At 60.5% G+C, this 26,050-nt stretch carries 23 protein-coding genes; 17 read left to right on the top strand and 6 right to left on the bottom strand.

The genetic code is table 11. The features are described from left to right. Nucleotides 1–115 precede the first annotated feature (115 nt). The 3 genes from dctA (H3V53_RS07395) to H3V53_RS07385 are packed head-to-tail and all read left to right on the top strand — an operon-like array spanning nt 116 to nt 3,425. Nucleotides 116–1,450 carry a C4-dicarboxylate transporter DctA gene (gene dctA, locus H3V53_RS07395; RefSeq protein WP_419539451.1) on the top strand — a complete coding sequence of 445 codons (1,335 nt, stop codon included), beginning with the start codon at nt 116–118 and terminating at the stop codon, nt 1,448–1,450. Between the two features lie 11 nt (nt 1,451–1,461). After that, the gene (locus H3V53_RS07390) at nt 1,462–2,427 is read left to right on the top strand and encodes a hydroxyacid dehydrogenase (RefSeq protein WP_336597398.1); all 966 of its coding nucleotides are present in this window, start codon (nt 1,462–1,464) and stop codon (nt 2,425–2,427) included. Then, a complete protein-coding gene (locus tag H3V53_RS07385; protein ID WP_336597397.1) occupies nt 2,424–3,425 on the top strand; it encodes an Ldh family oxidoreductase in 1,002 nt (333 codons plus the stop codon). The genes H3V53_RS07390 and H3V53_RS07385 overlap by 4 nt, the downstream gene beginning before the upstream one ends. 36 nt (nt 3,426–3,461) lie before the next feature. On the opposite strand, the gene H3V53_RS07380 is transcribed toward H3V53_RS07385, so the two are convergent. Then, a complete protein-coding gene (locus tag H3V53_RS07380) occupies nt 3,462–4,340 on the bottom strand; it encodes a LysR substrate-binding domain-containing protein (protein WP_054923373.1) in 879 nt (292 codons plus the stop codon). A gap of 217 nt (nt 4,341–4,557) precedes the next feature. On the opposite strand from H3V53_RS07380, the gene H3V53_RS07375 reads away from it, so the two are divergent. From H3V53_RS07375 to H3V53_RS07335, 9 genes are all read left to right on the top strand, one after another. Next, the gene (locus tag H3V53_RS07375) at nt 4,558–5,358 is read left to right on the top strand and encodes a sulfite exporter TauE/SafE family protein (protein ID WP_336597396.1); all 801 of its coding nucleotides are present in this window, start codon (nt 4,558–4,560) and stop codon (nt 5,356–5,358) included. An 87-nt stretch (nt 5,359–5,445) separates the two neighbouring features. Then, nucleotides 5,446–5,607, top strand: coding sequence for a hypothetical protein (locus tag H3V53_RS07370; RefSeq protein WP_336597395.1), 162 nt, complete (start codon nt 5,446–5,448; stop codon nt 5,605–5,607). A 195-nt stretch (nt 5,608–5,802) separates the two neighbouring features. Next, nucleotides 5,803–7,077 (top strand): C4-dicarboxylate transporter DctA, encoded by a 1,275-nt coding sequence (dctA, locus tag H3V53_RS07365; RefSeq protein WP_336597394.1) that lies wholly within the window; start codon nt 5,803–5,805, stop codon nt 7,075–7,077. Nucleotides 7,078–7,188: 111 nt separating this feature from the next. After that, nucleotides 7,189–7,908: a succinate dehydrogenase/fumarate reductase iron-sulfur subunit gene (locus H3V53_RS07360; protein ID WP_336597393.1), complete on the top strand. Its 720-nt coding sequence runs from the start codon at nt 7,189–7,191 to the stop codon at nt 7,906–7,908. Between the two features lie 346 nt (nt 7,909–8,254). Continuing rightward, nucleotides 8,255–8,608 (top strand): succinate dehydrogenase, cytochrome b556 subunit, encoded by a 354-nt coding sequence (sdhC, locus tag H3V53_RS07355; RefSeq protein WP_336597509.1) that lies wholly within the window; start codon nt 8,255–8,257, stop codon nt 8,606–8,608. 43 nt (nt 8,609–8,651) lie between these two features. Next, nucleotides 8,652–9,527, top strand: coding sequence for a fumarate hydratase (locus H3V53_RS07350; protein ID WP_336597392.1), 876 nt, complete (start codon nt 8,652–8,654; stop codon nt 9,525–9,527). Nucleotides 9,528–9,529: 2 nt separating this feature from the next. Continuing rightward, nucleotides 9,530–10,144, top strand: coding sequence for a fumarate hydratase C-terminal domain-containing protein (locus H3V53_RS07345; RefSeq protein ID WP_336597391.1), 615 nt, complete (start codon nt 9,530–9,532; stop codon nt 10,142–10,144). After that, nucleotides 10,141–11,871 (top strand): L-aspartate oxidase, encoded by a 1,731-nt coding sequence (locus H3V53_RS07340; RefSeq protein WP_336597390.1) that lies wholly within the window; start codon nt 10,141–10,143, stop codon nt 11,869–11,871. Before H3V53_RS07345 ends, H3V53_RS07340 begins: the two co-directional genes overlap by 4 nt. Before the next feature lie 103 nt (nt 11,872–11,974). Continuing rightward, a complete protein-coding gene (locus H3V53_RS07335) occupies nt 11,975–12,970 on the top strand; it encodes a tripartite tricarboxylate transporter substrate-binding protein (RefSeq protein WP_054923378.1) in 996 nt (331 codons plus the stop codon). A gap of 279 nt (nt 12,971–13,249) precedes the next feature. On the opposite strand, the gene H3V53_RS07330 is transcribed toward H3V53_RS07335, so the two are convergent. Then, nucleotides 13,250–14,797 carry a tripartite tricarboxylate transporter permease gene (locus tag H3V53_RS07330; protein ID WP_336597389.1) on the bottom strand — a complete coding sequence of 516 codons (1,548 nt, stop codon included), beginning with the start codon at nt 14,795–14,797 and terminating at the stop codon, nt 13,250–13,252. Between the two features lie 6 nt (nt 14,798–14,803). Beyond that, entirely contained in the window at nt 14,804–15,226 is a 423-nt protein-coding gene (locus tag H3V53_RS07325; protein ID WP_336597508.1) for a tripartite tricarboxylate transporter TctB family protein, read from the bottom strand. 426 nt (nt 15,227–15,652) lie between these two features. Here H3V53_RS07325 and H3V53_RS07320 point away from each other — a divergent pair, with 426 nt between their 5' ends. The 4 genes from H3V53_RS07320 to H3V53_RS07305 all read left to right on the top strand — a co-directional run bounded on the left by H3V53_RS07320 (nt 15,653) and on the right by H3V53_RS07305 (nt 22,290). Beyond that, nucleotides 15,653–17,293, top strand: coding sequence for a thiamine pyrophosphate-binding protein (locus tag H3V53_RS07320; RefSeq protein WP_336597388.1), 1,641 nt, complete (start codon nt 15,653–15,655; stop codon nt 17,291–17,293). A 321-nt stretch (nt 17,294–17,614) separates the two neighbouring features. Continuing rightward, nucleotides 17,615–20,551: a molybdopterin oxidoreductase family protein gene (locus H3V53_RS07315; protein WP_336597387.1), complete on the top strand. Its 2,937-nt coding sequence runs from the start codon at nt 17,615–17,617 to the stop codon at nt 20,549–20,551. A 19-nt stretch (nt 20,552–20,570) separates the two neighbouring features. Then, nucleotides 20,571–21,299, top strand: a complete 729-nt coding sequence (locus H3V53_RS07310) for a 4Fe-4S dicluster domain-containing protein (protein WP_336597386.1) — start codon at nt 20,571–20,573, stop codon at nt 21,297–21,299. A gap of 37 nt (nt 21,300–21,336) precedes the next feature. Continuing rightward, a complete protein-coding gene (locus H3V53_RS07305; protein WP_336597385.1) occupies nt 21,337–22,290 on the top strand; it encodes a dimethyl sulfoxide reductase anchor subunit family protein in 954 nt (317 codons plus the stop codon). A 502-nt stretch (nt 22,291–22,792) separates the two neighbouring features. Here the strand turns inward: H3V53_RS07305 and H3V53_RS07300 are convergent. Together H3V53_RS07300 and H3V53_RS07295 are read right to left on the bottom strand one after the other, a co-directional pair. Beyond that, complete coding sequence (locus H3V53_RS07300) at nt 22,793–24,256, bottom strand: DEAD/DEAH box helicase (RefSeq protein ID WP_336597384.1); 1,464 nt, start codon at nt 24,254–24,256, stop codon at nt 22,793–22,795. A gap of 68 nt (nt 24,257–24,324) precedes the next feature. Next, entirely contained in the window at nt 24,325–24,540 is a 216-nt protein-coding gene (locus H3V53_RS07295) for a hypothetical protein (protein WP_336597383.1), read from the bottom strand. Between the two features lie 118 nt (nt 24,541–24,658). On the opposite strand from H3V53_RS07295, the gene H3V53_RS07290 reads away from it, so the two are divergent. After that, a complete protein-coding gene (locus H3V53_RS07290; RefSeq protein WP_336597382.1) occupies nt 24,659–25,345 on the top strand; it encodes a hypothetical protein in 687 nt (228 codons plus the stop codon). A gap of 479 nt (nt 25,346–25,824) precedes the next feature. Here the strand turns inward: H3V53_RS07290 and H3V53_RS07285 are convergent. Then, nucleotides 25,825–26,050: helix-turn-helix domain-containing protein (locus H3V53_RS07285; protein WP_336597381.1), on the bottom strand; the 226-nt coding region annotated here is incomplete at its 5' end.

Raw genomic sequence — 26,050 nt, 5'->3', positions numbered from 1 at the left:
GCGAACGCAGTTTCGCTGCAGCAAGCGCGTCATTGCAAAAGCGGGCCACAGAAGCCCGGTACAAGGCGCGCGAGGCTGCCCATTTCAAGCAGCAGCGAGTGGAGGAGACACCATCTTGCGCGTGCTCAAACATCTTTATGTGCAGGTTCTGATCGGACTCGCGGCCGGCATCCTCGTCGGCTATCTCTCGCCGGATTGGGGCGTGCAGATGAAGCCCTTCGGCGACACCTTCATCCGCCTCATCAAGATGCTCATCACACTGGTGATTTTCTGCACCGTGTCGGTTGGCATCGCGCGGATGGAAAATCTCAAGCATGTTGGGCGTGTCGGCCTGAAGACGATCTTCTACTTCGAAGCTGTGACGACGGTTGCGCTCCTCATCGGTCTCGTCGTCGCGAACGTGCTGCATCCGGGCGAAGGGCTGAACATCGATCCGAAGACGCTCGATACGCAAGCCGTCAGTCATTATGTGGCTGAAGTGCACACGGCGGCATCGCAGAGCTTTCTCGATGAGATCGTGCCGAACTCCGTCATCGGCGCGTTCGCGCGGGGCAATCTGTTGCAGGTGCTGTTGTTCTCCGTGCTGTTCGGCATTGCGCTGTCCATCATGTCGCGCCGAAGCCGCTTCCTGTCGCGCGTGATCGAACAGAGCGGCGAAGCACTGATGAAGATCGTCGAGATGATCATGCGGCTCGCGCCGCTCGGCGCATTCGGCGCAATGGCGTTTACGGTCGGCAAATACGGCATCGGCACATTGCAGCAACTGGGCTTGCTGATCGTCTGCTTCTACCTGACGAGCATCCTGTTCATCGTGCTGGTGCTGGGCTCGATCTGCCGCTGGGCGGGCGTCGGGCTGTGGCCGTTGCTGCGATATCTGCGCGAGGAACTGCTGATCGTGCTCGGCACGTCGACGACGGAATCGGTCCTGCCGCGCCTGATGGAGAAGCTCGAACGCCTCGGCTGTCCACGGCCCGTCGTCGGTCTCGTGCTGCCGACAGGCTATTCGTTCAATCTGGACGGCGCGGCCATCTATCTGACGATGACGTCGCTCTTCATCGCGCAGGCCACCAACACGCATCTGTCGCTGGTGCAGCAGACCGGCCTGCTCGCGATCCTGATGGTGACATCGAAGGGCGGAGCGGGCGTGGCGGGCGCGGCGCTCGTTGCGCTGACGGCGACGCTCTCGACGCACAACATCATCCCGGTTGCAGGCATCACGCTGATCATCGGTATCGACCGCGTGCTCAACGAGGTCCGCGCGATCGTCAACCTGATCGGCAATGCCGTCGCGACCATCGTCGTCGCGCGCTGGGAAGGCGTGTTCGATGCGGAGGTCGCGCGCAGGACGCTGGCCGCGCCGCTCGCGCCACGCAGCAAAGACGACGAAGAACAAACCGCCGGCACGAGCGAGAGAACGCCGCCTGCCTACGCACGGGAGCGCTCGAATTGAGGACCGACCGCATGAAGATAATTATCAGCGAGTTCATCGACGCTAGCGCCGTCGAATCGCTTGCCAGCCATTTCGAAGTACATGCCGATGCCACGCTCGTCGATCGGCCCGACGCGTTGCGCTCGCTGCTGGACGATGCCGATGCGCTGATCGTGCGCAACCGCACACAGGTCACGCCCGCGTTGCTCGATGACGCGCCGCGCCTGATCGCCGTGGGACGTCTGGGTGTCGGGCTCGACAACATCGATCTCGCGGCGTGCGCGCAGCGTGGCGTGCAGGTGTTTCCCGCAACGGGGGCGAATGCGCGCGCGGTTGCTGAATATGTGATCGCGACCGCGTTGATGCTGTTGCGCCGTGCGTATCTGTCGAGCGCGTCGGTCGCGGCAGGCGAATGGCCGCGCGCGGCGCTGTCGTCGGGACGTGAACTCGCGGGCAGCACGATGGCCGTCATCGGCTTTGGCGCGATAGGGCAGCTCGTCGCGCGGCTGGCGCGCGCGCTCGACATGCGGGTGGTGGGCTATGATCCGCAGCAGCCCGCGAGCGCCGCGTGCTGGAGCGAGACGGGCGCGCAATGCGTCACATTCGAGCACGCGCTGCGGACAGCGGATGTGGTTTCGGTTCATGTTCCATTGATCGACGCGACGCGCAACCTGCTCGACGCCGATCGTTTATCGATGCTCAAGCCGCATGCCGCCGTGATCAACACGTCGCGGGGCGGCGTGATCGACGAAACCGCACTCGCCGAAGCGCTGCGGCAAGGGCGCCTTGGCGGCGCCGCGCTCGACGTGTTCGCCGACGAACCACTGAAGGCCGCGTCACCGCTTGCGGGTGCGCCGAACCTGATTCTGACGCCGCATATCGCAGGGCTCACCGTGCAATCGAACGAGCGTGTCAGCACGCTCGTCGCGGCGCGCGTGAAGCAGGCGCTGCTCGACCACAGACGTCACTCACAACAATCGGAAAAGATATCGACATGACACGTATTGCATCCGGCGACCTGTTCGCACTGGCCAGGCGCGCCATGCTGAACGCGGGCGCCACTACGGAAACGGCATCGGCGACGGCGCGCGCGCTCGTGTACGCGGACGAGCGCGGTCTGTCATCGCATGGCGTGTCGCGGCTGCCGATGTATATCGCGCAGTTGCGCAACGGCCGCGTGAACCCGCAGGCGAAACCAGCGATCGTCACCGCTCGCAACGCGGCTGTGCTGATCGACGCAGCGGATGGCATGGCCTTTCCCGCCTGCGAGCTTGCAATCGAAACGCTGATCGGTCACGCGCGCGAGCATGGCAGCGCCGTCGCAAGCGTCAGGCGCAGCCATCATCTGGGCGCGAGCGCGTATCACCTGGAGGCGGTCGGAAAGGCGGGCCTCGTCGGGCTCGCATTCAGCAACACGCCCGCTGCGATGCCGGCATGGGGCGGCCGTCGTCCTCTGTTCGGCACCAACCCGATGGCGGCCGTGTTCCCGCGCCGCGACGGCGAGCCGTTGATAATCGATCTGTCGCTGTCGAATGTGGCGCGCGGCAAGATCATGATCGCCGCACGCGAGGGCAAGGCGATTCCCGAGGGTTGGGCGACGACGCGTGACGGCTTGCCGACCACCGACGCCAAAGCCGCACTCGACGGCATGATGCTGCCGTTCGGCGGCGCGAAGGGCGCAATGCTCGCGCTCACGGTTGAACTCTTGGCTGCCGCGCTGGCCGGCGCGAACTTCGGTTACGAGGCCGGTTCGTTCCTGACGGAAGATGGCGAGAAGTCGCGGATCGGGCATCTGTTCTGGGCGATCGATCCTGATGCGCTGGCAGGCAATGCGGCTTATCTGTCGCGCGTCGAATGCCTTGTCGAGGTCATGCTTCACGACCCGGACGTGCGCCTGCCGGGGCAGCGACGCCTGAGTCTTGCGCAGGCAGCCGCCCGTGACGGCATCGAGATTCCCGACGCGCTGTTTGGTCAGTTGCAGGCGCTCGCTGCGTGATTGCGCAAAGCACGCGGCCGATACTTATGCCGATGCCTATGCTCCGGCGAAGTAGTTTTTGATTGCTTCCGTAAAGGCCATCCGCCCGTGCTTGACGCGTTCGAGGAGACCCACATGGCGACGAACGTCGACGCCGTCCAGCGTCATCACCGTGAGTGCCTTGTCGTTGGCAAAGTCGACGTTCGCAAGTTCCGGGACGATCGAAATGCCGAAGCCCTGACGCACGAGCGCCACGATGGCTTCGACGGAATTGAGTTCCATGGCTTCGTTGACCTGTACTTCGCATCGATCCAGCACGTCCTGCACGAGATGCCCGGTCCACGTGCTGCGATCGAAGCGCATGAAGGGCGCCTGGCGCAGAATTTCATTTTGCTCGCGAGGCAGTTCGAAGTGCGGGGCACTCGGCATGATCAGGATCATCGGCTCCGAGTAGAGCGGCGTCCACAGAAGGCTGGACGGCAGTTGCCGCGGCGACTGCGTGACGACGGCGGCATCCAGTTCGCCGACCTCGACTTTGCGCGCGAAATCGCTGGACATGCCCGCGAGCAGATGCACATCCAGGCGAGGATGATGTTGACGTATCGACCACAACGCGTCCGCAAACGCACCCATCAACGCGGACACGAGCGCGCCGACGACCACCGTTCCCGACATCTCGCCACCGCCTGCGGACGCTTCGAGCAATTCATAGCGGCGCACGATCTCTTCGATCTCGGGGATCAATGCGCGGCCGACAGGGTTGAGTACCGCCGCCCGCGCATTACGGTCGAACAGCTGGACGTCGAGGTCGCTTTCGAGCGCGCGAATCTGGAGTCCGATCGCGGCTGGCGTAAGGCCAACCTGGTTTCCCGCGGCTGCAAACGTTCCGCACCGCGCGACCGACAGGAAGATTTTCAGGGTACGGATGGATGGCATTGCTCTGGGTGCGCTGCTGAGTGCTGATCCGATCATCACATGATACGGACATAAAGTTTTATTTGGTCTCAGGAAAACCATTACTGCGTTTTTCTTTATTGAAGCCGAAAGCATAATACTTGGGGCAGTACGTGCCGCATGACGTGGCCTGAGGTCGGCATCGCGTCACAACTCAATTCCCTGCAATACGGACTGGTACGGACGAGGCCCTTTCCCGATGATTGCCTGGCTGCATGCGCAAATGGAACTCGCCAATACAGGAATCGATATCACCTCGATGTTCGCAGCGGGTGGAATCGTCACGTTGGCCTATCTGGTGTACGGCATGACGGGTTTCGGTTCTTCGATCGTCGCCATTCCGATGTTGACCCAGCTGGTTCCTCTGCGCACTGCCACGCCCGTGATGCTGGTACTCGACCTGGTTGCGGGGATGCTCGTCGGCCTGCGCAATCTGAATGCTGTCCAGGCTCGGGAGCTTGGCCGGCTTGGACCCTGGCTGTGCATCGGGCTGGTACTCGGCGTGACGGTTCTCGTGTCCGTGCCGGAAAAGCCGCTTGAACTCATTCTTGGCGTGTGCCTGTTGTGTTATTCGCTTTGGCGGGTGATGTCACGCGGGGAATTTCGAAGGATCGGCGGCGGGTGGGCGCTTCCGCTGGGTTTTTTGGGTGGTTGCCTGACGGCGGTATTCGGTACGGGCGGGCCGGTGTACACGATTTATCTGGCAGGCCGCCTGAGCGATGCCGATCAACGGCGCGCGACGATTAGTACGCTCATTACCCTGACGGCCATTGCTCGATTGCTGCTTTTCAGCATGTCGGGTCTGTATCGCAACCCGGCGGTATTGCACCTCGCAGGATGGCTGCTGCCGTGCGGCGCGGTGGGGCTCGTGATCGGCGCAAGATTGCGCAATGCGATTTCGACGGGCAGTGTGCTGATGCTGTTGTGGATTGTATTGATCATCGCAGCGCTCAGTCTGATCGTGCGATCCGCGTCCGGAATCTATTCGATTTTTTCATGAATGTGCTTTTTGCCAATTCATACTGACTTAAGAAATCTGCGGGGAGTATGTCGATGTTGTTCTAGTCATTTTGAACGAGGAATACAAATGAGTGACGCGGTATTGCACGAATGTAGTGAGACTGCTGGTGTCGCCTTAGGGAAGGACTTCAAAGCGGGCGCGAAGCGGGACGCCCACTGCAGGGACATCGTCGCGGCTTCGGCAAAGGAGCGCGCGTTCACGCTCACGCGCCGGTTCGAAAGCGCCTGACGTTATCGCGGTTATCGCGCCCTCGCACAAGCCCCATTTTCAGCATCAACGCACGAGCCGGCCCAAGGCAATTCGCCCGCAAGAGACGAGCCTTGGGACGGCGCCACAACTGGTTGGAATGCCAGCTCACGCCAGACTGGCATGTCGCTCATCGACGCCTTGCTATAGCGGGATCGATGAGACCAAGGAGACACCATGTTGCGTCGACTCACCAAGCACATCTATTTCCAGGTCCTGATCGCCATCGTGATCGGTGTCGCAATAGGACATTTCTTCCCCGCCTTTGGCCAGTCCCTGAAGCCCTTATCCGATGCGTTCATCAGGCTTGTGAAGATGATCACGCCGCCGCTGATCTTCACCACCATCGTATGCGGCGCTTCGCAGATCGGCGATATGAAGACATTGGGGCGCATCGGCGGAAAGACCTTCATCTATTTCGAAGTGGTTACGACGCTTGCACTGCTGGTCGGCATGTTGATGGTGAATCTGATCGGGCCCGGCGTCGGCATGAATCTCGAACCAGGCGCAGCGGACGTTCATGCGTTGGCGCAGTTCCAGACCGTGATGCATCACGAAGAAGGACTCGTCGGCTTTCTTCTCAACATTATCCCGTCCAGCTTTCTGAGTCCGTTCTCGTCGGGTGACATGCTGCAGATCGTCGTCATTGCGTGTCTATTTGCCGTGGGTCTGTCGTACCTCGGGGAGAAGGGCAAGCCGCTGCTGATGTTTTTCGACGGCATATCCGAAGTACTCTTCAAGATCGTCGGCTTCATCATGAAGCTCGCTCCGCTGGGCGCGTTGGGCGCGATGGGCTTTGCAGTCGGAAAGTACGGCCTGTCGGCACTGCATTCACTCGGCATGCTGCTCATTACCGTGTATGTGGCGACATTCTTCTTTCTCGTCGTCGTGCTTGGAACGATTTGCAGAATGAGCGGGTTCAGGTTGCTCAGACTGCTGAATCATCTGAAGGGCGAAATCCTGCTGGTTCTGGCTACTACCTCGTCTGAATCGGTGTTTCCGCAATTGATCCGAAAGCTGGAGGCGATGGGTTGTCCCAAGCAGGTCGTCGGGATCGTCATGCCGATGGGCTACTCGTTCAACCTCGACGGCACATGCGTGGCGCAGGTCATCTGCGCGATGTTCATCGCACAGGCTTACAACGTACCGATGTCGTGGGGCGAGCAGATCGCCCTCATGGTTCTTTCCATGATCAGCTCGAAAGGCGCGGCGGGTGTCTCCGGTGCAGGGTTCGTCACGCTTCTGGCCACGCTTACCGCGTTCAAACACATTCCGATCGAGGGTGCTGCGCTGATCCTCGGCGTCGACCGCTTCATTTCGGAGATCCGGGCCGTCACCAACATGATCGGCAATGCCGTCGCGACACTGGTTATTTCCGGCCTCGAAAAGGAACGTGACAATGCCCGTCTCGCGCACACGCTGAAACTGCGCCGTGTTCCGAGCGAGGTGTAGAAATCCTTTAGCTCAAGCCGATAATTATTCGGTTTTTCCTGGCGATGGCTTACTCAATAATGGATGCACGCAACCTTTTGGATTGCGCCACCTATATTCAAGAGACACGCCATGAATACGGACAAGCTTCACGTCAAGGTATCGAGAAGCGGAACCAGCGGAGGGTTGGTCGGCTACCAAGTGCCACGTTACGAGAGTCAAACGGTACTGGACGTCGTGACATTCATCCAGCGCCAGATGCAGCCCGATCTGGCCTACCGTTTTGCCTGTCGGGTAGGCATGTGCGGCTCCTGCGCGATGAATGTCAACGGGAAGGCGCGCTGGACATGCCGCACCCACGTCTCGAAAGTGGCTATCAATAACGAGCTCGAAATCGCACCGCTGTCGAATCTGCCAGTGATCAAAGATCTCGTTACCGACATGAGCACTTTCTTCGACAAGTGGAGCCGTGCCAAAGGGCGCTTCGCCGGCGACCACACGCGTCACGAAGACTTTGCGCCTGTGCGCCCGGATAGCGCGCAGAGAAAGGAAGCGGACGCGGGCATCGAATGTATCGGTTGCGGCGTGTGCTACTCGTCCTGCGACGTGGTCACGTGGCGCCCCGAGTATCTGGGCCCGGCTGCCCTCAATCGTGCATGGACGCTTGTCAACGACGAACGCGACGTACAAAAGATCGAACGCTTGCGCGCCGTAGCCGGCGACGCCGGCTGTCACTCGTGCCACACGCAAGGCACCTGTACTGAACGCTGCCCCAAACATCTGTCGCCGACAGCAGGCATCGCGGGCCTGAAGCGCATGACGATGAAGGCGGCGCGCGAGGGGGATCTGTGATGCATGCGATGACGCTGAGAACCCAGGCACGCCTCTGGTACTGGCAACGTCTGAGCGCAACCGTGCTTGCCTGCTGCGTATTCGTTCATCTCGCCGTGATTATCTATGCGGTGCATAGCGGATTGACTGCGTCCGCGCTGCTCGGCCGCACGCATGGGAGTATTTTCTTCGGACTCTTTTATACCGCGTTCGTGATCTCGTGCGCGATACATGTCCCTATCGGTTTGCTTCGGATCGCGGAAGAGTGGCTGAACTGGAGAGGCCGTTCCGCTTGGGCTGCGAGTGTCGCAATCTCCGCTGGCCTGGCGGTAATGGGGCTACGCGCAGTTTATGGAGTCGTCTTGTGATGCGAAAGAATGACTATCGGGCGCGTACTCACCCCGCTTACTGGGCTTTTCTTGTGCATCGGCTCTCGGGCCTGGGGCTCGCGCTCTTTCTGCCCGTTCACTTCTGGGCGCTCGGGCACGCGATCAACGGAGAAGCGTCGCTCGACGGCTTTCTCAGGTACACGGACCAGCCTGTCTTCAAGTTTGGCGAATGGGGGCTCGTCGTGCTGTTGTCGCTGCACCTCATGGGGGGAATCCGCCTGTTGCTGATCGAGTTCCTGCCGTGGACGGGTCTGAGGAAGAACTGGCTCGCGCTAGGGCTCGGGGCGAGTACCTGTACGGGTCTTGCGTTCCTGCTGGCGCTCGTGCATTAGCGCCTGCGCAATCCCCACAATCAATCGAACTGGATGTGACGATATGAAACTGGACCTGGGTGCAGTCGAGGAAGCCTCCAAAGAACTCTATATTCGCGCGCTCAAACTGCTTCCGCCCGACGTGAAAGCGGGTATCGAGAAGCTGTCGGCGGCGGAAACATCGACTGTCGCGCGGCGAGTGCTAGACACGATGCGCACGAACATCGCGGTGGCGGAAGATAACGAAAACCTGTTGTGCCAGGACACGGGCATTCCGATCTACAACGTTGCAATCGGGCGCAACGTCGAGTTCGATGGATACGCGCTGAAGGCCGCGATTCGCAAGGGCTGTGAACGCGCGACGAAGGAGCATCCGCTGCGCTCGTCGGTGGTGCATCCGCTCACACGCAAGAATAACCACACGTCGTGCGGCATCGAGGTCCCCGTCATTCATATCGACTTCACGGGCGGTGATGAGACAGTCGTCGTCGAAATGGTGCCGAAGGGCAGCGGTTCGGAAAACAACTCATTTCTGAAGATGGCCGTGCCCGCCGAAGGAATCGATGCAATCAAGACGTTCGTGGTCGACTGCGTCATTTCGGCGGGGGGAAAAACCTGTCCGCCAACGATTGTCGGCGTGGGTCTCGGCGGCACGTCCGACCTTTCCATTGCGCTGGCCAAACGCGCGGCGACACGGGCTTTGGGCACTTCCTGCGACGATCCAGAGGGCGCGGCGCTCGAGAGGGAATTGTCCGCCGCGGTGAACAGACTGGGTATCGGACCGCAAGGCTTGGGAGGCGATGGCACCGCCTTTGCCGTGCACATCGAACTCGCGTCCACGCACATCACGATGAATCCCATTGCGGTCAACATGCAGTGTCATTCGGCGCGGCGCGCAAAAGCCAGGTTCTCTTCCGATGGACTCACTTACGGATTCTGAAAATGGCCCACTACGACCTCTACACGCCCGTCGACGAGGCGCAAATCCGCAAGCTGCAAGTTGACGACACCGTGACGCTGCATCAAACGCTTTACGGCATCCGGGACGCAACGCAGATTCATCTTTTCGACAAGGGGCGCACGACCCGCTTCGATCTTCGCGGACACGCCGTCATTCACACGGCGCCCAACGTCCGAAAGGTGCCTGTGAGCGACGCGTTTCCTGCGGGTTATGAGCCGGTCTGCATCGGCACGACGACGTCCGACCGCATGGAGCGCTTTACGCGTCCACTGATGCAGCAGTACGGCGTGCGCATGATCGTCGGTAAGGGCGGCTTGCGTGAAAGTTCGCAAGCGGCCTTCCGTGACTTGGGCGGTGTCTATCTGGCCATCATCGGCGGCACGGCGGCGCTGGAGACCACGTGGATCGAGCGGATCGAAGCCGTGGATCTCGACGACCTCAATCCCGAGTCGCTCTGGCGATTCCGCATCAACAACTTCGGCCCGTTGCTCGTGGCAATGGATAGCCACGGCAACAGCCTGTACGACGAAGTGAAGGCGGACACCGCGCGTCGTCGTGCGGAAGTGCTCGCGCGCCTTGGAGTGCAGACAACATGAACATCGATCGCGTCAAGACTGACATCCTGATTCTCGGGTCCGGCGGCGCGGGCCTGTTTGCCGCGCTGCATGCACATCAAAATGCGCCCGAGCTTTCGATCACTGTCGCGGTGAAGGGACTGCTCGGCAAGTGCGGATGTACGCGCATGGTGCAAGGTGGTTATAACGTCGCACTCGCGCCTGGCGATTCAGTCGAACGTCACTTCATGGACACCATCGAGGGCAGCAAATGGCTGTGCAATCAGGACCTTGCGTGGACACTGGTCAGCACGGCCGTCGAACGTGTGCGCGAACTTGAAAATGAGCTAGGGTGCTTTTTTGACCGCAACCCGGATGGCTCGATACACCAGAAAGCGTTCGCGGGGCAGACCTTCGACCGGACTGTCCATAAGGGCGATCTGACGGGGATCGAGATCATCAACCGGCTCGCCGAACAGGTCTGGAGCCGGGGTATCGGCAGGCTCGAAGAACATCGCGCGATCGAGCTGATCAAGACGCCCGATGGCAAGAACATTGCCGGCGTGCTGATGATCGACATGCGCACGGGGAAATTCGTCTTCGTGCAGGCGCGAGCCGTTCTGCTGGCGACGGGCGGTGGTCCTACGATGTACAAATTCCATACGCCATCGGGCGACAAGAGTTGCGATGGCCTCGCGATGGCGTTGCGGGCCGGCCTCGCGCTGCGGGACATGGAGATGGTGCAATTCCACCCGACGGGACTGCTGGCAGGCAGCCACACACGCATGACGGGGACGGTGCTCGAAGAAGGCTTGCGCGGCGCGGGCGGATATCTGCTCAACGGCGCAAAAGAGCGCTTCATGCATCAGTACGACAGCCGTGGAGAGCGCGCCACCCGCGACATCGTTTCGCGCGGCATCTATTCGGAGATGCGCGCCGGGCATACGTCGCCAAACGGCGGCGTGTATATCCAGATGAATCACCTCGGTCCGGACAAGGTTCGCAAGCAGTTCAAGGGCATGGTCGAGCGTTGCGCGGATTGCGGTTTCGACCTTGCGGGCGGACTCGTGGAAGTCGTGCCGACGGCGCACTACATGATGGGCGGCGTGACCTTCGAGCCTGACTGCCGTACTGAACTGAACGGCTTGTTCGCCGCTGGCGAGGATACGGGCGGCGTACATGGCGCAAATCGTCTGGGTGGGAATGGCGTCGCGAATTCGACCGTGTTCGGCGGAATTGCCGGCGACAGCATGGCGAAGTGGGTGAAGGCGCAAGCCCAGTACAGGGAGCCTGACCGGTCAGCTATCGACGCCGCGATCAAAGATGCAGAACAGCCATTCTCGCGTAACGGAAACGGGCTGGAGAAGATCCGCGAGTCGCTCTATGAATGCATGTGGAAGGATGTCGGCATCATTCGCGATCGTGCAGGCCTGATGAGAGCGAGCGAGACGTTGCGCGAACTGTACAGTGAACTGATGCTCACGGGCGTCGTGGATGGCGACCGTGCATTCAATGCGCAGTGGCACGATTGGCTCAATCTGAAGAACCTGATTTCCGTCAGCCAGATCATCACAGAGTCGGCAATTTCCCGCGAGAACTCTCGCGGCGCGCATTTTCGCGAGGATTTCCCCGACGCCGGCGACCTGGACATGTCCGCATATACGACGATCCGCCGCTCGAACGGCGAGATTCAGATCAGGCAGGAACAGGTAACGTTCGCTCGCGTGCGTCCCGGAGAGACCATTCTTTGCGAGAGTGAAACTGGTTGAGAAATTAACCGCGGCAAAGCAACGAAGCGTGACGAAGTTCACGGCGCCGCTGTCCGGTCGCGCGATGGCGGCATACACAACTTACATCGAAGGAGACAATGCAATGCCGAAAAATCCCGTTCGCGGAATAGGGCGGCGCCTGCTGCTCGTTGCGTCGCTATCGTTTGCTTTTCAGATACCCTCAATAGCTCACGCGGAAGACGCGTACCCCGGTCAGCCCGTCCGGATCATCGTGCCGTTTTCAGCAGGAGGATCGACCGATGTGCTGGCTCGCACGATCGGGCAGCGGCTCGGAACGCTGTGGAAGCAATCCGTGGTGGTCGACAACCGGCCGGGTGCGGGCGGCATGATCGCCGCTCAGGTCGAAGCGAAGTCGTCTCCCGACGGCTACACGCTGATGCTTGCATCGGGCAGCATGTTCACCGTGAACCAGTACATCTACAAGCAGCTTCCGTATTCGATCAAGGACTTCAGTTGCATCACGACTGTCGCGAGCAATCCGATGGTCGTCGCCGTTGCGCCGACCATGCCCGTTTCGAATCTCAAGGAATTGATCACGTTCGGTAAGACGCATCATCCCAAGCTGAATTTCGGCTCGGCGGGCATCGGCAGCCAGGTGCATATGGCCGATGAGGCGTTCGCGGATGCGACAGGCATTCCGATGGTTCACGTGCCGTACAAGGGCGAGGTCCTTGCACTGAACGACCTGATGGCCGATCGCGTGCAGGTGGTGCTGCCCAACATCGCTGCGGCGATGCCCTTTATCAAGGGCAAGACGGTGAAGGTGCTCGCGGTGACGGGCGACCATCGCTCGAGTGCGTGGCCCGATGTGCCGACTGTCAGCGAGGCAGGGGTGCCGGGATTCAACGTGACAGGCTGGTTTGCACTCGTGGCGCCGGCCGGTACGCCGCCCGATGTCGTAAGCAAGATCCAGAAAGACACCGTTAAGGTTCTCGCAGACCCTGATGTGCGCCAGCGACTGGCGGTGCTCGGCATGGACCCCGTCGGGGATACACCGCAACAGCTTCAAAGCCGGATCGCCACCGAATCGGCGAAATGGCAAAAAATAATCAGTTCGCGCAACATTGCCGCGAACTAAGGTCTCACCTGTTTTATCGCTTTGTTGGACGACGAAATCCGGCGGTGCGGCTTATCGAGTTGATGGCCGCTTCGTCGGATTTTTCGCTTCTGCGCCTCGTAGTCGAACGCCCAGTCGAACGTAGCGCCAATGCCTGAGCGGCACCATTTCGCACGCCGCGCAAACCCCAAGCAAGTACGATTACACGGCGCCCGGCAAATGCCGCGGACATAAAAACGCCGCGAGGAAAACCCTCGCGGCGGCAACCGCGGCGAAATCAGCCGCGGGCGTGGTCAGAATTCATTCGCCCCCGGCGCTATTCGTTCCGAGTTCCAGCGCCTCTCCGCGTCTTGCCTCACGCACCCGATTTCTTTGCGTGGAGTAGATCACGAGCAGAACAAGCAGCGCGGACGTAATCAGAAAACCACAACTGATCGGCCGTTCGATAAAGATGGAAAGCTTGCCGTGCGATATCAGGAGCGCACGCCGGAAGTTCTCCTCGATCATGGGGCCGAGGACGAAACCGAGAAGAATCGGCGCTACGGAGAAGCCGAAGTAACCGAAGACGGTTCCCAGCACCCCAAAGGCGAGTACTTCCCACACCTGAAAAAGACTGTTCTGGGTGCTGAAGACGCCAACCGCGATAAAGAACATCGCCGAAGGGAACAGATACCGGTAAGGCAGCCGCAACAGCTTGATCCAGATGCCGATCATCGGTACGTTGAGCAGCACGAGCAGAATGTTCCCGATCCAGAAACTCGCTATCAATCCCCAGAAGATGTCCGGGTGCTCGGAAATCAGTTGCGGTCCCGGCGTAATGCCCTGAATGATCAGCGCACCGAGGATCAGGGCCATCACGGGGTCGCCGGGTATGCCGAGACTCATGGTCGGGATGAAATCGACCTGCGTCTTCGAATGGGACGATGCTTCGGGCGCTGCGACCCCGGCAATCATGCCCGTTCCGAACTTCTGCGGATTCCTCGACAGCTTTCGTTCGAGCGCATAGGCAACAAAAGTGGTGATCGTCGGCCCCGTTCCCGGCATGGCTCCGAACAGGGCGCCGACTGCCGTTCCGCGCGTCATGGGCCAGAACGTCGCCTTCAGTTCATCGCGACTCGGCCGCATATCGCGAAAGCGCACCTTCATCGCATTGGACGAGACGCCCATCCGGTTGACGTTGCACAGAAAGTCCGCGATGCCGAACAGGCCCATCGCTATTGCGACGAGTTCGAGTCCGTCGTTCAGGTCGGTCAATCCGAACGTGAAGCGGAACGAACCGGTATTCACGTCCGTTCCGACCATGCCGCACAGCAAGCCAAAAAGCGTCATGGCGACGCCCTTGAGCGCGGAGCCACGGGACATCGTCGAACCGGCAAGCAGGCCGAGCAGCATGACCGAGAAGATCTCGGCGGGGCCGAACTTGAAGGCGATCGTCGTGAGCAGAGGGGACGCGAAGATCATCAACAGGATACCCGCCGATGCCGCGAAGAAGGAACTCAACATCGTGATGCCGAGGGCTGTCCCGCCTTTGCCCGCTTTCGCCATTGGATAGCCGTCGAGACAGGTTATCGCGTGCGGCGGGTGGGACGGCAGGTTGAGCAGAATGGCGCCAATCGCCCCGCCGTATTGTGATCCATAGAATATGCCGGCGAGCATGAGGATGGCCGGCACAGGATGCATGACGTACGTGAGGGGAAGCAGAATGGAAATTGCAGACAGCGCGCCCATGCCGGGCAGCACGCCGACCATGTTGCCTACCAGCACGCCGAAGAACGACCACATCAGATTGCTTCCCTGCAAGGCAACCGAGAAGCCATAAAGCAGATCGTGTAGCGATTGTCCGATCATTTTTCACTATCCCCAGGCGAGTGGTGGCAATTGCAGCTTCAGAGCCCACGAGAAAACAACGAGGGCGATCACACACATCGTGACCGACAGCGAGACAGCTCGAAGCAACGTGTTGGAGCGGTCGCCAAGAGCGGAGATGAATACGATGGCGAACGTGGCGGGCAGCAAGCCGCCGTGTTTTCCGAGCACGACAAAGGCAACCGTGCCGCCGATGATGCAGACGCTGCCGCGCAGATCGGGCAGTCTCGAATGATTGCCCGGATGCGGGTCAGGAGCCGGCAAGTCTTTCGCCTGGATGGCGATCAGGACCCCGACGAGCGCCAGCAGCGCGCCGATTGCTACGGGGAAAAAGCCCGCGCCCATGCTCGTCAGCGTGCCGACCTGGTAAGTCGTGCCGGCATACACGGCGCTTAGTCCGATGACGATCATCAGCGCGCCGCCGTAGTAGTCCTTGCTGAAGGCTGGTTTCGCTCCCAATTGGACACCTCCGCATCCCGAGGGATGATTTGTTGACCAGACGAAGAAACGGGACACGCGCGAGCCACCGGACAGCGGCGGACAACTGCGGGCGTATGAACGTGTGCGGCTAACGGCATGCAAGTGACCGTGTAGTGCGATCACTCATTCACGTCATATAGATGAGTTAGAAATGTAATTCGTCACTGCCTGAAATGCCATCAGGGAAAACATGGGGCCGTTGCGAGGGGAGAGCCTTGGGAGGGCAACGCCTTGGGCTCGCACGATGCGTGCGCAAGCGATCCTTTAGCTGACGGCAAGAATGTTTTTCTTTTTATTGCGCTGCGAGACCTTGATACTGGAACGCCAACAAACCATGTTCACTCTGGAGATAGGGGAATGAAGACTGCATGCCGCGGGGCTGATTCGTTGGTGAGAGTGTTGGCGAAAGCAGGTGTGAGGCACATCTTCACGCTGTCAGGCAATCACATCATGCCCATCTTCGATGCGTGCCTCGACGCGGATATCGAACTGTTTCACACGCGGCACGAAGCTGCCGCTGTGCATATGGCCGATGCATATTCCCGCCTCACCGGCAGGCTGGGCGTGGCGCTGGTGACGGGAGGGCCGGGCCACGCAAATGCGGTGTCCGCGCTGTACACGGCTCAAATGGCGGAGTCGTCTGTGCTTCTCCTCTCGGGTCACGCGCCAAACAGTCAACTGGGCATGGGGGCATTTCAGGAAATACGTCAGGCCGACATGACGGCCCCATTGGTCAAGTTGGCGGCGACTGCCCAGCACCCCGACGCGCTCGCAGACGATCTGGCGCAAGCGATCAGGGTCGCCCGAAGTGGGCGGCCGGGGCCCGTCCACCTGAGCCTGCCGACCGACGTGCTGGAGAGCGCCGCTCGTCTGCCCGCTGATATCGATGACGCGTCCTTCAATGCAATCGCACAGCCGCTCGATGTTTCGCGGGGAAGGACGTTGTTGGCGAGCCTTCTGGATGCGCGTCGTCCGTTGATTCTGGCCGGCCCGTCCTGTTCGACCAAGGCAGGGCGCGAGCGCACGGCGAAAGTCGCAGCGGTTCTGGGCGTGCCCGTGATCGGCATGGAAAGCCCACGTGGCATCAATGATCCGAGCCTTGGCGCCTTTGCGGAAATCCTCGCTCGCGCAGACCGGGTGATGCTGCTTGGCAAGCGGCTCGATTTCACGCTGAACTTCGGCAAGACGCCCGCGTTCGACGAACACTGCACCTTCCTGCAAATCGACGCGGAGCCCGAAGAACTCGCGCGCACGCGGCGCGCGGTAGGAGAACGCCTGATCGGTACGGCCGTCGCGGATGCGTTTTCTGCGCTCGATGCGTTCGCCTCGTCGGGAATCGCGCGTAGTGTTGCCGACAGCGGATGGACGCAGGATGTCGAGAGCGCCGTCTCATACCGGCCCGAGAGCTGGGCATCAGCGTCATCGTCGATCGAAGGACGCATGCATCCCGTTCAGGCGCTTGCGCCTTTTCAGTCGCTACTGGACAGCCATCCGAATTCAGTTCTTATTTCCGACGGTGGAGAGATAGGGCAATGGGCGCAAGCCTGTTTGCGCGCGCCCAATCGAGTGATCAATGGCGTGGCGGGTGCAATCGGCGCGGCACTGCCGTTTGCCCTGGCAGCACGCGTTGCTTACCCGGACGTTCCCGTCGTTGCAGTAATGGGCGACGGCACCTTCGGCTTTTACGCGGCCGAGATGGACACCGCCGTCCGCTACCGGCTACCGTTCGTCGCCGTTGTCGGCAACGACGCACGCTGGAACGCCGAGTATCAGATCCAGTTGCGCAATTACGGCCGCGAAAGATTGATCGGTTGCGAACTCTTGCCCACCCGATACGACAACGTCACCGTGGCTTTCGGCGGCTTTGGCAAACTCGTTACTCGCGCCGATGAAGTACCGACGGCTGCCAATGAAGCACATGATTCGAGCTTGCCCGCTTGCGTGAATATCATGATCGAAGGCGTTGCTGCGCCCACCGTGAAGCGAACAAAGCCTTAGCAGCTGGTCGAAATGCTGCCTGCGGGTCATTCGGATACCGCAGGGCAACCTGTCAGGCCGCATCGGGTAATCATCTGGCAAGAGACTGTTTGTACACGGCCCCGCACGCCTTCAAGACGCTTGATCGACCAAAGCATCGACGATGCGCGAACATCGTTTGACTATCGGCTGACGTGATGATTCGAATACAAATTGCCGATTTTTCTTTTGTTGAATGACCTCTTAGCATGGAGAAGCTGGGAATTCCGCAAGCGGCACTTCGCCAGATGTCGCTTGAGCCTGCCTTTGCAGCATCGCCGTCACGCGATTCGAGAGAGAAAAATGGAGCATAAAGTCCGCACGCAAAACGAGAAGCTGGAAGTCAAGACGACGACCTGTTACATGTGCGCCTGTCGGTGCGGTATTCGCGTACATCTGCGCGATGGCGAAGTGCGCTATATCGACGGCAACCCGGAGCATCCGCTCAACCAGGGCGTGATTTGCGCGAAAGGCTCGTCGGGCATCATGAAGCAGTACTCGCCCGCGCGCCTTACGCAACCCTTGATGCGCAAGCCCGATGCATTGCGCGGCACCGCGCAGTTCGAGCCCGTCTCATGGGACGTCGCATTCGACGTACTCGAAAAACGTCTCGCGCATCTGCGCGCCACCGACCCGAAAAAGTTCGCACTCTTCACGGGGCGCGACCAGATGCAGGCGTTGACGGGTCTGTTCGCGAAGCAGTTCGGCACGCCCAACTACGCGGCGCACGGCGGCTTCTGCTCGGTGAACATGGCCGCGGGCATGATCTATACGATGGGCGGCTCGTTCTGGGAATTCGGCGGACCCGATCTCGACCGCGCGAAACTCTTCTTCATGATCGGCACCGCCGAGGACCACCATTCGAATCCGCTGAAGATCGCGATTTCGAAGTTCAAGCGCGCGGGTGGGCGCTTCATCGCGATCAATCCGGTGCGCACGGGTTATGCGGCGATTGCCGACGAATGGGTCCCCATTCGACCCGGCACGGACGGCGCGCTTTTCATGGCGCTGATGCGGGAACTGATTGAAGGCAATGCGTATGACCGCGAGTTCGTCGAGCGCTTCACGAATGCGGGCGAACTGCTCGATATGCGCGAAGACTGCGACACGTTCGGTATGTTCGTCTGCGACGGAGATGCGCAGGCGTGCAACGCGCTGTTTCCGCAGAACCATATGTGGTGGGACCCTGTCAGTCAGAGGGAAGTGCTGCATCACACGCCGGACGTGCGGCCTGCGCTGGAAGGCCGCTATACGCTGAAAGACGGCACGCCTGTCGCTCCGTCGTTTGCGCTGCTGCGCGAACAGGTGGCGAACTGCACGCCGGAATGGGCAGCGGAGATCACCGGCATTCCTGCCGATACGATTCGCCGGCTCGCGACCGAAATGGCAGATGTAGCTCGTGACCAGAAGATCACGCTGCCGATTCAATGGACGGACGCGTGGGGCAAGACGTACGACACCGTGACAGGCGCGCCGATCGCCTTCCATGCGATGCGCGGCCTTGCCGGCCATTCGAACGGCTTTCAGACGATCCGTGCGCTCGCGGTGCTGATGTCGCTGCTCGGCACCATCGACAGGCCGGGCGGCTTCCGGCACAAGTCGCCGTATCCACGCGCCGTGCCGCCGTCGGCGAAACCGCCGAACAGTCCCGACGATGTGAGGCCGAACACGCCGCTTGCGAACGGCCCGCTCGGTTGGCCCGCTGGTCCCGAAGACCTGTTCATTCACGACAACGGCGAACCCGTACGCATCGACAAGGCGTTCTCGTGGGAGTACCCGCTCGCGGTACATGGCCTGATGCACAGCGTCATCACGAACGCGTGGCGCGGCGATCCCTATCCGATCGACACGCTGCTGATCTTCATGGCCAACATGGCATGGAATTCGTCGATGAACACTGTCGAAGTCCGCAAGATGCTGGCGGACCGTCATGAGAACGGCGACTACAAGATACCGTTCATCGTGGTGTGCGACGCGTTCCAGTCGGAGATGACCGCCTTCGCGGATCTGATTCTGCCCGACACGACGTACCTCGAACGCCACGACGCGATGTCGATGCTCGATCGCCCCATCTCCGAGTTCGACGGCCCCGTCGATTCTGTGCGCGTGCCCGTCGTGCCGCGGACGGGCGAATGCAAACCGTTTCAGGAAGTGCTCGTCGAACTGGCGAGCCGGCTGAAGTTTCCTGCCTTTACGACGCCCGAAGGCACGCCCAGGTATCGCGACTATCCGGACTTCATCGTCAATCATCAGACAGCGCCGGGTTCGGGTGTCGGCTTCCTGATCGGCTGGCGCGGCAAGGACGGCGAGGACGCGCTCGTCGGCGAGCCGAATCCGAAGCAGTGGGAAGAGTACGCGAAGCACAACTGCGTCTATCACTACACACTGCCCGAGCATCTGCAGTACATGCGCAATTGCAACGGACCGTATCTCGACTTTGCGGTCGAGAAAGGCTTTCGCAAGTTCAATACGCCGATCGTGATCGCGCTCTATTCGGACGTGATGCAAAAATTCAGGCTTGCCGCGCAAGGCAAGACGAAAGGGCGGCAACCGCCCGACCATCTGCGCGCGCGCATCGAGCAGTATTTCGATCCGCTGCCGCACTGGCATGCGCCGCTCGAGCACGACACGACCGATCATGCGCGCTTTCCGCTTGCGGCCGTCACGCAGCGGCCGATGGCGATGTATCACTCGTGGGATTCGCAGAACGCATGGCTGCGCCAGATTCACGGCGAGAACTATCTGTATATGAATCCGCGCATGGCGGCTGCGCAAGGTATCGAGGACGGCGGCTGGATTTACGTCGAATCGCAATGGGGCAAGGTCCGGTGTCTTGCGCGCTATAGCGAGGCTGTCGAGCCGGGGACGGTGTGGACGTGGAACGCGATCGGCAAGTCGGCGGGCGCATGGAACCTCGGCCCGGACGCAAACGAATCGCAGCGCGGCTTCCTGCTGAATCACGTGATTACGGATGAAATTCCCGTCAACGATCCGGGTTACGCGCGCACGTCGAACTCCGATCCCGTGACCGGCCAGGCCGCATGGTATGACGTGCGCGTGCGCATCTATCCGGCGGAAAGCGACGCGGATCACACGCTGCCGCAATTCGCACCGATGCCAGCCGTGATGCCGGGCGTGGTCGGGGCGCGTATGAGCGGCACGATTGATCGCATCGTGCAGACGTATTTTGCGGGGCGCGGCGAGTTCGCTGCACGGCTGCGTAAAACGGTACAACGTTGATTAAAGCGAGGAGCACCGTATGACACAGATGGCGCTCGTGATCGACCTGAACGTCTGCGTGGGCTGCCACGCGTGCGTGACGAGTTGCAAGGAATGGAACACATCCGGCGAGGCGGGGAGCCTCGCGGATTTTCATCCCTATGACGCCGATCCGTCCGGCACGTTTTTCAACCGCGTGCAGACCTACGAAGCAGGCGAGTTTCCACTCACCGACACGATTCATTTTCCGAAGTCGTGTCTGCACTGCGAAGATCCGCCGTGCGTGCCCGTCTGTCCGACGGGGGCCAGCTACAAGCGCAAGGAAGACGGCCTCGTGCTGGTCGATTACGACCGCTGTATCGGCTGCAAGTACTGCGCGTGGGCGTGTCCCTATGGCGCGCGCGAGATCGACGAAAAGCGCAAGGAGATGACCAAGTGCACGCTATGTTCGGACCGCATCCATAACGAAGCGCTGCCGGAGCGGGATCGCAAGCCCGCATGCGTGCTTGCGTGTCCGACGTCGGCGCGGCTCTTCGGCGACATCCATGATCCTGACTCGGTTGTATCGAAGGCGATCCGGGAACGCGGCGGCTATCAACTGATGCCGGAGTGGGGCACGCGGCCTTCGAATCATTATCTGCCGCGTCAGAAGGTGACGTCGTGTGGGAGCGGTTCGTGTTCGTGCGGCAAGGACGAAGAAGGCGAGACTTCGGAACCTCAGGCGCAACACGGCGAGCTTCATCTCGCTTCATTTGCGACGCGGGTTTGAGTCCGCAAACATTCAAAACCCGTGACGGGAGACGTGCATGAATCCGGCTTTTTCAGTGGTGTTTCTCACGACGCTGAGCGGCGCAGGGCAGGGCCTGCTGATTGCGCTCGTCGGCGTCGAGGCAGCCACGCGGCTCGGCTTTGTCGATGCCGCCGCAGTGCCGCCGATGTTCTATGTGATCGGCGCGGCGTTGTCGTGTCTGCTCGGCGCGTTGGGCTTGCTCGCGTCGTTCTTCCACCTCGGCCATCCCGAGCGCGCATGGCGTGCGATTGCGATGTGGCGCACGTCGTGGCTCTCGCGCGAATGCCTGGCGCTGCCGGCGTTCCTGGCTTGCACGTTCGCTTATGGCGTCGCGCATGCGTTCGGGTCGGCGCATACGTTCGAGGTCGGCGTTATCGCAGCGGTCGCCAGTGCAGCGTTGTTCGTCTGCACGGGAATGATCTACGCGTGTCTGCGGTTCTTGCAGGAGTGGGCGACGCCGCTGACGCTCGTTAATTTCGTATTGCTAGGCTGCGCGTCAGGCTTCACGCTCGCATCCGCGTGCGCGGCAGTGCTCGCAACGACGCTCATGCCGGCGCTTGCTGTCGCAGCGTGCGTGCTGACTCTGGCGGGCCTCGTGTCGCGAAGTGCTTCGCTGGCTCGCAATGCGCGGCTCAGACCCAAATCGACGTTGCAAAGTGCAACCGGCATTCGCGGCGCGCGCGTCGAGCAGAAGTCGCGTGGCTTCACGGCAGGCGCGTTCAATCTGCGCGAGTTCTTTCACGGCAAGACGCATGAAACGCTCATGCGTATCAAGTGGACTTTCATCGTTGCCGCGTTTGTCGTGCCGTTCTGTCTTGTTGCGTTCGGTGGCAGCGTCCGTTCGATCGGCGTGTCGTTCGCTCTGCTGTGCGCTGCGTCTGCGATTCAGTACGCAGGACTCGTCGCGGAGCGGTGGTTCTTTTTTGCAGAGGCTCGGCATCCGCAGAACATTTATTATCGCCAGGCTTGAATGCGGCAGTGAGCGGCACTGGCGCAGTGGTCCACCAACAGGCACGCGTCCCCATTAACGCGCTCGCTCGCGGCATCAACATCGGTTAGGTCGGCACTATCTTCGACGGATAACGGCCCCATGCGGCCGGCCAGCCAATCCACAGACGCAAACGCCAGAAGCCCGACCTACGCGACGTGCGTCGCGCGATGGTTGGCCCGGACCCCGGGCGTCGCCCGCACTACGGGGTCATCGTACTAGTCGTGCAAATTGGGGCAATCGTAGCTGACGTAGACGGTGGTGTGACCAGCGGCCGTAATGCGCCACAGAGCCGCCAACCAAAGCACCGTCCGGGCGAATGGCAGCGGTGACGGTTTCGGAAAGGCAGGGAACGTTAGAAGCGGGCACATTCGCCAGAAAAGAGTTCAAACGGACGCTCGCTACGTACAATTTCAAAGTCTGTTCGGCACAGAAGTTCAAACCGCCGGCCTGTTCCAGGGCTGACGATACTCATCCCCGCGAATCAGGTTTGGCGTTTGCCGCGGCCACTACCGGGATTCCCAGACGAGTGATGTGAGCCTGCGGCTGGCTTGCTGGCGGGTTTGCTGCGAGGCTTTTGCACGCTGAATGGGCTACCGCTCGACAAGCTTGTGTCATTACCCGCGACCACAGCACGCTGCGCCCCAGGCTTGCGATTGTTTTCGACACTTTGCTGGCGTGTTTTTTTTCCCGGCAACTGCTTGGCGCCCGTCGCAGCTTGCGGCACTTTGGGCTTCTTGGGCTTCTTGGGCTTCTTGGGCTTCTTGAGTTTCTTGACGATCTGCCCCGTCACACTGGTTTGCGGCACGCGGTGTTCGGCTTCAAAACCCGGCTCTTCTTCACGGGGCAGCGTTTGCCCGATCAGCGCTTCAATCGCGGCCAGTTGCGGCGCTTCATCGGCACACACAAGGGATACAGCCACGCCGCTGGCGCCCGCGCGGCCGGTACGGCCAATCCGGTGCACATAGTCTTGCGCCACGATCGGCAGATCGACGTTGATCACCAGCGGCAGGTCGTCGATATCGAGGCCGCGTGCTGCGACATCGGTGGCTACCAGCATATTGACTTCGCCCGTCTTGAAGCGCTCGAGCGCACGCAGGCGCGCGGGCTGCGGTTTGTCGCCGTGGATGGTGTCGACTGCATAGCCCGCATCATCGAGCATGGCCGCCAGGTAATCCACACCACTGCGGGTTTTGACGAACACCAGCGCGTGCTCCCAGTTGTTCTCGGCCACGAGCTGCATGAAGAGCTCAGGCTTGTTCCTTTTATCGACCGGCACCACCCACTGCTTGATCTTGCTGGCCGCTGCATTGGGCGGGCTGACGCTGATATCGACCGGGCCGCGCAGAATGCCCGCTGCCATGGCGCGGATATCATCGGTAAACGTGGCAGAGAACAGCAGGGTCTGGCGCCGGGCGGGCAACGCCGCGAAGACGGCGTTGAGTTCGCGCGCAAAGCCCAGATCCAGCATGCGGTCGGCTTCATCCAGCACCAGCGTCTGTACCTGATCAAACTGCACTGCGTTCTGGCGATTGAGATCCAGCAAACGGCCTGGCGTGGCAACAAGCACATCCATGCCTTTGCGCAACTTCATCATCTGCGGGTTGATACTGACACCGCCGTAGGCGGCCAGAAATCGTAAGTCGAGGCCTTTGCCGTAAGCGATAAAGCTTTGCAGCACCTGTTCAGCCAGTTCACGCGTGGGCACCAACACCAGAACACGCGCGCGGTTGCTGGACACCGCTGGGCCGTGTTGCACCAGCCGTTGCAACAGCGGCAGCGCAAAGCCCGCCGTTTTACCAGTGCCGGTCTGTGCCGCAGCCATGACGTCCTTGCCACTGAGCACGGCAGGAATCGCCTTGGCCTGCACCGGAGTAGGGGTCTGGTAATTGAGGTCCTGCACATTACGCAACAAGGCATCGATCAGGCCAAGCGAGGCAAAAGACATGGACGTATTCCGGGCTAAAACCGCAATTCTAGCGGTTACCGTGCTGATTGCGCCGCGCGGACGAATCGTCAAAAAGATCTTTGTTGATTGCCGCTGAAAAACATAACGGTGACGGGTGCCGCGCCAGCAGGCTGTACTACGAGACACTGATGAGCAGCAATGCCGGCGGCACCAGCCCCAATTGCAGCAATAGCAAACGCGCCAGTGGCCATGCAATCAACCGCGCACCACAGAGACGGGAGAAGTGCTGCCCGGTTCAAAAGCGAATAGGTCATATCGGCCATGAGCGGTCAGTCGACAGCGCGACCTGAATCGTCGACAATGCAAGCCCAAACCACGGCTACGCCCCGTCAAATAGACTGATGGCGGCGGCCTTCCAAGCCTGACAATGGTGTTGCGACGATGAGCATCAGCAAGTGGATAGCGCACGTTCGGAAGGATTCTAAAAACGGCGAAGCGTTCAACATGGTCACCTTGGAGGCAGCGCATCGCGTGATGTCTCCCGTGGTCGATGCGGCTTTGAACGCGCGGGGGTTCGAGACAGTAGCGCCTCTGAAGTGGGTGCGACACGACGGGTCACCCATCCGCCAGATATTTGCATTTCCCGCATGGAAAGGCGGCGTCATCGCTCCTCGATGGGGCCTGTCCTTTGACTTTGTCCCGCATGTGTCGGGCAGTTCTGTTCGCTGGCACCGGACCAACAGAACGGCGATCTTTGACCTCGTTGTCGATGCACGCGACAAGGACTTAGACGTGAGCCTTATTTGTGGAGAACGGGTCGTCGCTCAGAAATCGGCGCCGATTGTGGAAGCTGCGATCGCACGGGCAGACGAATTTTGGCGACGGGTCAATTCGGTCGAGGACGTCGTCGGGGCATTCGAATGGCTGCGAAGCTATCTGTCGAGCGGAGGCTTGGGTTTTTACAACTATGTCCAGCATCCGATCGCGCTCGCGTTTGTGCTCGCGAGGACAGGCAACGCTGATGGCGCGCGTCGAGAGTTGGATCGCTTTCTCGAAGGGCGTCCAGCGGAAGACCCAGTCTCCATACGGCTCGGCGAGATGCTGACTAAAGCTACCGGCATGGCATGATCGCGAACAAAGAATCCTTCGTGTGGATGGCGGGCGACTGCGCCAATGAACATGCGCCGAGTGTCCGCTTGCAGAAGATCTGACTGTCTCTTCGGGTCGCAAGTACTCGTTCGCTCGCAGCGAAATCTGACTGTCGAACCAACGATGGCGCGAACGGCGGCCGTGCGCGTGAGAGCTGCCCTGCAGCGGCCGACACGTCAACGGCGGCAATGGCCGAACATCCGCCGTAATCTGTCGAATAAAGGAAACGGACGACCAAGTTGATACTGCCTTGGCGTGCATACAGAGTTGTTGAACAGGGGGTCAGCGAGACGGTATTTCCGGAAGGCGTGCCGGAGCCGCATTATTTAACGCACACTCAGTATGTAAACCTGACTACGGCTTTATGACATGCTTTTGATTTAAGCACCCACCGATTCACCGACAGGATGGGACGCCTGAACGCAGGGGCACGTGCTATCTCCCTTGTTTTCGTGCAGTTACGTAGGAGCGCTGCGTGGTCGTTTCGTCGCTATTTGCTTCGAGTCAAGAGAAGGCGATCGCTCTGTGAGCGATGGTGAAGCATCGTTCTTCTTCCCCGAAAACTGCCGCCTATAGTCGACGGGGGTCATCTGTTTCGTCACCTTGAACTGCCGGTTGAAGTTGGCCAGGTTCGGAAACCCTGAACGACCGGCGATCACCGATATTGGCATAGCGGTATCTGCC

The organism is Paraburkholderia bengalensis, from assembly GCF_037126505.1.
Lineage (GTDB): Bacteria > Pseudomonadota > Gammaproteobacteria > Burkholderiales > Burkholderiaceae > Paraburkholderia > Paraburkholderia bengalensis.
This window is presented reverse-complemented; position numbering and strand designations above follow the sequence as displayed.

Excerpts from the sequence above, each read along its gene's own strand:
- H3V53_RS07390 (WP_336597398.1), top strand. The coding sequence starts at position 1,462 with ATGAAGATAATTATCAGCGAGTTCATCGACGCTAGCGCCGTCGAATCG.
- H3V53_RS07385 (WP_336597397.1), top strand. The coding sequence starts at position 2,424 with ATGACACGTATTGCATCCGGCGACCTGTTCGCACTGGCCAGGCGCGCC.
- H3V53_RS07380 (WP_054923373.1), bottom strand. The coding sequence starts at position 4,340 with ATGCCATCCATCCGTACCCTGAAAATCTTCCTGTCGGTCGCGCGGTGC.
- H3V53_RS07375 (WP_336597396.1), top strand. The coding sequence starts at position 4,558 with ATGATTGCCTGGCTGCATGCGCAAATGGAACTCGCCAATACAGGAATC.
- H3V53_RS07370 (WP_336597395.1), top strand. The coding sequence starts at position 5,446 with ATGAGTGACGCGGTATTGCACGAATGTAGTGAGACTGCTGGTGTCGCC.
- dctA (WP_336597394.1), top strand. The coding sequence starts at position 5,803 with ATGTTGCGTCGACTCACCAAGCACATCTATTTCCAGGTCCTGATCGCC.
- H3V53_RS07360 (WP_336597393.1), top strand. The coding sequence starts at position 7,189 with ATGAATACGGACAAGCTTCACGTCAAGGTATCGAGAAGCGGAACCAGC.
- sdhC (WP_336597509.1), top strand. The coding sequence starts at position 8,255 with ATGCGAAAGAATGACTATCGGGCGCGTACTCACCCCGCTTACTGGGCT.
- H3V53_RS07350 (WP_336597392.1), top strand. The coding sequence starts at position 8,652 with ATGAAACTGGACCTGGGTGCAGTCGAGGAAGCCTCCAAAGAACTCTAT.
- H3V53_RS07345 (WP_336597391.1), top strand. The coding sequence starts at position 9,530 with ATGGCCCACTACGACCTCTACACGCCCGTCGACGAGGCGCAAATCCGC.
- H3V53_RS07340 (WP_336597390.1), top strand. The coding sequence starts at position 10,141 with ATGAACATCGATCGCGTCAAGACTGACATCCTGATTCTCGGGTCCGGC.
- H3V53_RS07335 (WP_054923378.1), top strand. The coding sequence starts at position 11,975 with ATGCCGAAAAATCCCGTTCGCGGAATAGGGCGGCGCCTGCTGCTCGTT.
- H3V53_RS07330 (WP_336597389.1), bottom strand. The coding sequence starts at position 14,797 with ATGATCGGACAATCGCTACACGATCTGCTTTATGGCTTCTCGGTTGCC.
- H3V53_RS07325 (WP_336597508.1), bottom strand. The coding sequence starts at position 15,226 with ATGATCGTCATCGGACTAAGCGCCGTGTATGCCGGCACGACTTACCAG.
- H3V53_RS07320 (WP_336597388.1), top strand. The coding sequence starts at position 15,653 with ATGAAGACTGCATGCCGCGGGGCTGATTCGTTGGTGAGAGTGTTGGCG.
- H3V53_RS07315 (WP_336597387.1), top strand. The coding sequence starts at position 17,615 with ATGGAGCATAAAGTCCGCACGCAAAACGAGAAGCTGGAAGTCAAGACG.
- H3V53_RS07310 (WP_336597386.1), top strand. The coding sequence starts at position 20,571 with ATGACACAGATGGCGCTCGTGATCGACCTGAACGTCTGCGTGGGCTGC.
- H3V53_RS07305 (WP_336597385.1), top strand. The coding sequence starts at position 21,337 with ATGAATCCGGCTTTTTCAGTGGTGTTTCTCACGACGCTGAGCGGCGCA.
- H3V53_RS07300 (WP_336597384.1), bottom strand. The coding sequence starts at position 24,256 with ATGTCTTTTGCCTCGCTTGGCCTGATCGATGCCTTGTTGCGTAATGTG.
- H3V53_RS07295 (WP_336597383.1), bottom strand. The coding sequence starts at position 24,540 with ATGGCCGATATGACCTATTCGCTTTTGAACCGGGCAGCACTTCTCCCG.
- H3V53_RS07290 (WP_336597382.1), top strand. The coding sequence starts at position 24,659 with ATGAGCATCAGCAAGTGGATAGCGCACGTTCGGAAGGATTCTAAAAAC.